We start from the raw sequence: 3548 nt of genomic DNA on the forward strand, positions 1-3548 counted from the left end.
TACTGTAATAGTATTACCATCATTTTTGTAGTTTATTAAAGTTGCGCCTCCTTCATTATCTGTTCCTGATAAGCTTACCAATTTGTTTTCAGAATTATACATAAATTGGGCAGTCATTGTCTCATTCTCCTGATTAGTCGCAGTAATTGTTTTTAGTCTTTTCTTTTTAGCCCCTTCATTGATTTCTTCAAAATCATCAGATGTAGAACTGCTACAAGCCGTTAATAATGTCATTCCTAATCCGATAGCAAAAACATACTTTAAGTTTTTCATTTTTGTGTACTTTTTAATGAACCCTATTAAACTTTTATGTTTATGTAAAAAATTGGATTTTTTAATTTTGTTACAGCAATTTTCTCAGCTACACACATAGCTGAACTATAAAAAACGAAAGAAAGACAGCAATTTTTTAGCAAATTTAAAACTTTAAAAAAGTTCGGTTTATATTATTTCTTAATTCCACACAAAAATAGGAGTAAAAAAAATACCTGCAACAAAAATTGCAGGTATTTTTAACTAGTATATTTTGCAGTTTTTTACAAACCGAAACTTTCTTTTACCTTAGATACATAATCTAATTTCTCCCAAGTAAACAACTCTACATCTAGCGTTATACTTTCTCCATTAGGTTGTGTAAACGTTTTAGAAACTACTTCATTTGTACGTCCCATGTGTCCGTAAGCAGCAGTTTCGCTATATATTGGATTACGTAATTTTAAACGATCTTCAATTGCGTGTGGACGCATATCAAAAATTTCAGAAACTTTTTGAGCGATCTCTCCATCGGTTAAATCAACTTTTGAAGTTCCGTAAGTATCTACAAAGATACCCATCGGCTCTACTACTCCAATTGCGTATGATACTTGAACTAATACCTCATCAGCAACTCCAGCAGCTACTAAATTCTTTGCAATATGACGTGTTGCATAGGCTGCAGAACGGTCTACCTTACTTGGATCTTTTCCAGAGAATGCTCCACCACCGTGTGCTCCTTTTCCTCCGTACGTATCAACAATAATCTTACGACCTGTCAATCCTGTATCTCCATGAGGTCCACCAATTACAAACTTTCCTGTTGGGTTAATATGATACTTAATATCATCATTAAATAGCGCTTGAATTTCTGGAGTTAATTGTGCTTTAACTCTAGGAATTAAAATCTCAATAATATCTTTTCTAATTTTTGCTAACATGGTTTCGTCATCAGCAAAATCATCGTGCTGTGTAGAAACAACAATTGCTTCAATACGTTGTGGTACATTATCATCAGAATACTCAATAGTTACCTGACTCTTTGCATCTGGACGTAAATAAGTAATTTCTTTGTTCTCTCTACGAATAGCAGCTAATTCCTTTAAGATGATGTGCGATAAGTCTAACGCTAATGGCATATAATGCTCAGTTTCGTTAGTTGCATACCCAAACATCATACCTTGGTCACCAGCTCCTTGCTCTTCCTTTGAAGCTCTATCTACTCCACGGTTAATATCGTCTGATTGTTCATGAATTGCTGATAAAACTCCACAAGAATTTCCATCAAACATGTATTCTCCTTTAGTATAACCAATTTTATTAATTACTTCACGAGCTATTTTTTGAACATCTAAATAGGTTGATGACTTTACCTCTCCAGCCAATACAACCTGACCTGTAGTTACTAAAGTTTCACAAGCAACCTTAGATTGTGGGTCAAATGCTAAAAAATTATCTATTAAAGCGTCAGAAATTTGATCTGCTACTTTATCTGGATGTCCTTCAGAAACACTTTCCGAAGTAAAAAAATATGACATAAAAACTTCTTTTTAAATTAATTAAAAGAAAAAACTTGAATTGCTAAGTCGCTAAAAGGAGTAGAAAATTACTGCTTTAGCATTTTTATTCTGAACTATTGTTCATTGAGGTTGCAATCAGTCAAATTTTTCCTCAAATAAATATTGGTGCAAAGTTATAGATTATTTTACACACACAAAAACAAACTAAGCTATAAAAAAATAGAAAGTATTGATACTATGATAATAAAAAGTAATTTTTATAAAATGGCATTGGAAAAATATTTGCTTACTTTTGTGGTGTACAAAGTAAGATAATAACTTAGATAAAACATATATAAAATGGCATTAGAAATTACAGATGCTTCTTTCGAAGAAGTAGTATTAAAATCTGACAAACCAGTATTAGTAGACTTTTGGGCAGCTTGGTGCGGACCATGTAGAATGGTATCTCCTATCGTTGATGAGATTAGTAGCGAGTATGAAGGAAAAGCTGTTGTTGGTAAAGTTGATGTGGACGCAAACCAAGAATTTGCTGCTAAGTATGGTGTAAGAAACATTCCAACTGTATTAATTTTCAAAAACGGAGAAGTTGTAGACAAGCAAGTTGGTGCTGCTCCTAAAAAAGCTTATACAGATAAAATTGATGCTGCTTTATAAAAAGTATTTCAATTCATCTCATAAAAAAGGTTTGGCTATTGCTAAACCTTTTGTTATTTTCGGTACTGTATGATTGATTTAAACAGTACTGCTTCAAAAATTAACAACCTTGAGCTACTTGCCAAACAAGTAGTAGAAGGTTTTATTACAGGAATGCACAAAAGTCCGTTTCATGGGTTTTCGGTTGAATTTTCTGAACACAAACTCTATAATAAAGGCGAAAGTACTCGCCATATAGATTGGAAGCTATTTGCTAAAACCGAAAAGCTGTACACCAAAAAATATGAAGAAGAAACGAATCTTAGATGTCATTTAATTATCGACAATTCTGCTTCTATGCATTATCCTATAAGTAAGAATCAATCAATAGATAGTTTAAACAAGATTGGTTTCTCAGCAGTAGCTACTGCTTCTTTAATGGATATTTTAAAACGACAACGTGATGCTGTTGGGTTAAGTATTTATTCTGACACTTACGAATATTATGCTCCTGAAAAAGGGAGTGAGCGTCATCGTAAGATGTTATTACATCAATTAGAACAGTTACTATCGTCTAATTCTACCTCTTCAACAGAAACCTATCAATATTTACATGAAATAGCAGAGAAGATTCATAGAAGGTCTTTAATTTTCTTATTTACCGATATGTTTCAAACTTCAAAAAATGAAGAAGCTCTTTTTGATGCTTTACGACACCTAAAATTTAACAAACATGAGGTAGTGTTGTTTCATACACACGATAAAAAGACCGAATTTTTGTTTGATTTTGACAACTCACCAAAAAAATTTGTAGATGTTGAAACTGGAGAAGAAATAAATTTATACGCCGAAAATGTACAGCAAAAATATCAAGAATTAAGCTCTGAATTTTTCAAAAACCTAAAAAACAAATGCTTACAATATAAAATAGATTACATTCCTGTAGATATTAATGAAGGTTATGATAAAGTACTTATCGCTTATCTTATCAGTAGACAGAATTTTTTATAAATAACTCTTTTTTATTTAAAAAAAGGTTATATATTTGCATCCGCTTAGAGCAACGGTCTGGTAGTTCAGCTGGTTAGAATACATGCCTGTCACGCATGGGGTCGCGGGTTCGAGTCCCGTCCAGACCGC

At 32.6% G+C, this 3548-nt stretch carries 4 protein-coding genes and 1 tRNA gene; 3 read left to right on the plus strand and 2 right to left on the minus strand.

Annotated elements, in window-relative coordinates; translation table 11 throughout:
• A partial coding sequence (locus tag OU788_RS11940; protein WP_274635376.1) for a hypothetical protein occupies positions 1-273 on the minus strand: 273 nt, incomplete at its 3' end.
• A gap of 263 nt (positions 274-536) precedes the next feature.
• A complete protein-coding gene (gene metK / locus OU788_RS11945; RefSeq protein WP_274635377.1) occupies positions 537-1790 on the minus strand; it encodes a methionine adenosyltransferase in 1254 nt (417 codons plus the stop codon).
• A 321-nt stretch (positions 1791-2111) separates the two neighbouring features.
• Here metK and trxA point away from each other — a divergent pair, with 321 nt between their 5' ends.
• From trxA to OU788_RS11960, 3 genes are all read left to right on the plus strand, one after another.
• Positions 2112-2429, plus strand: a complete 318-nt coding sequence (gene trxA / locus OU788_RS11950) for a thioredoxin (protein WP_125068953.1) — start codon at positions 2112-2114, stop codon at positions 2427-2429.
• A 69-nt stretch (positions 2430-2498) separates the two neighbouring features.
• Positions 2499-3419, plus strand: a complete 921-nt coding sequence (locus OU788_RS11955) for a DUF58 domain-containing protein (RefSeq protein WP_274635378.1) — start codon at positions 2499-2501, stop codon at positions 3417-3419.
• A gap of 54 nt (positions 3420-3473) precedes the next feature.
• Positions 3474-3547 (plus strand) — tRNA-Asp (locus tag OU788_RS11960).
• Position 3548: the final 1 nt, after the last annotated feature.

The organism is Tenacibaculum sp. L6, assembly GCF_028823685.1.
GTDB lineage: Bacteria > Bacteroidota > Bacteroidia > Flavobacteriales > Flavobacteriaceae > Polaribacter.

Bases quoted from the DNA above. Each gene is read 5' to 3' on its own strand.
- metK (WP_274635377.1), bottom strand. From the start codon at position 1,790: ATGTCATATTTTTTTACTTCGGAAAGTGTTTCTGAAGGACATCCAGAT.
- trxA (WP_125068953.1), top strand. From the start codon at position 2,112: ATGGCATTAGAAATTACAGATGCTTCTTTCGAAGAAGTAGTATTAAAA.
- OU788_RS11955 (WP_274635378.1), top strand. From the start codon at position 2,499: ATGATTGATTTAAACAGTACTGCTTCAAAAATTAACAACCTTGAGCTA.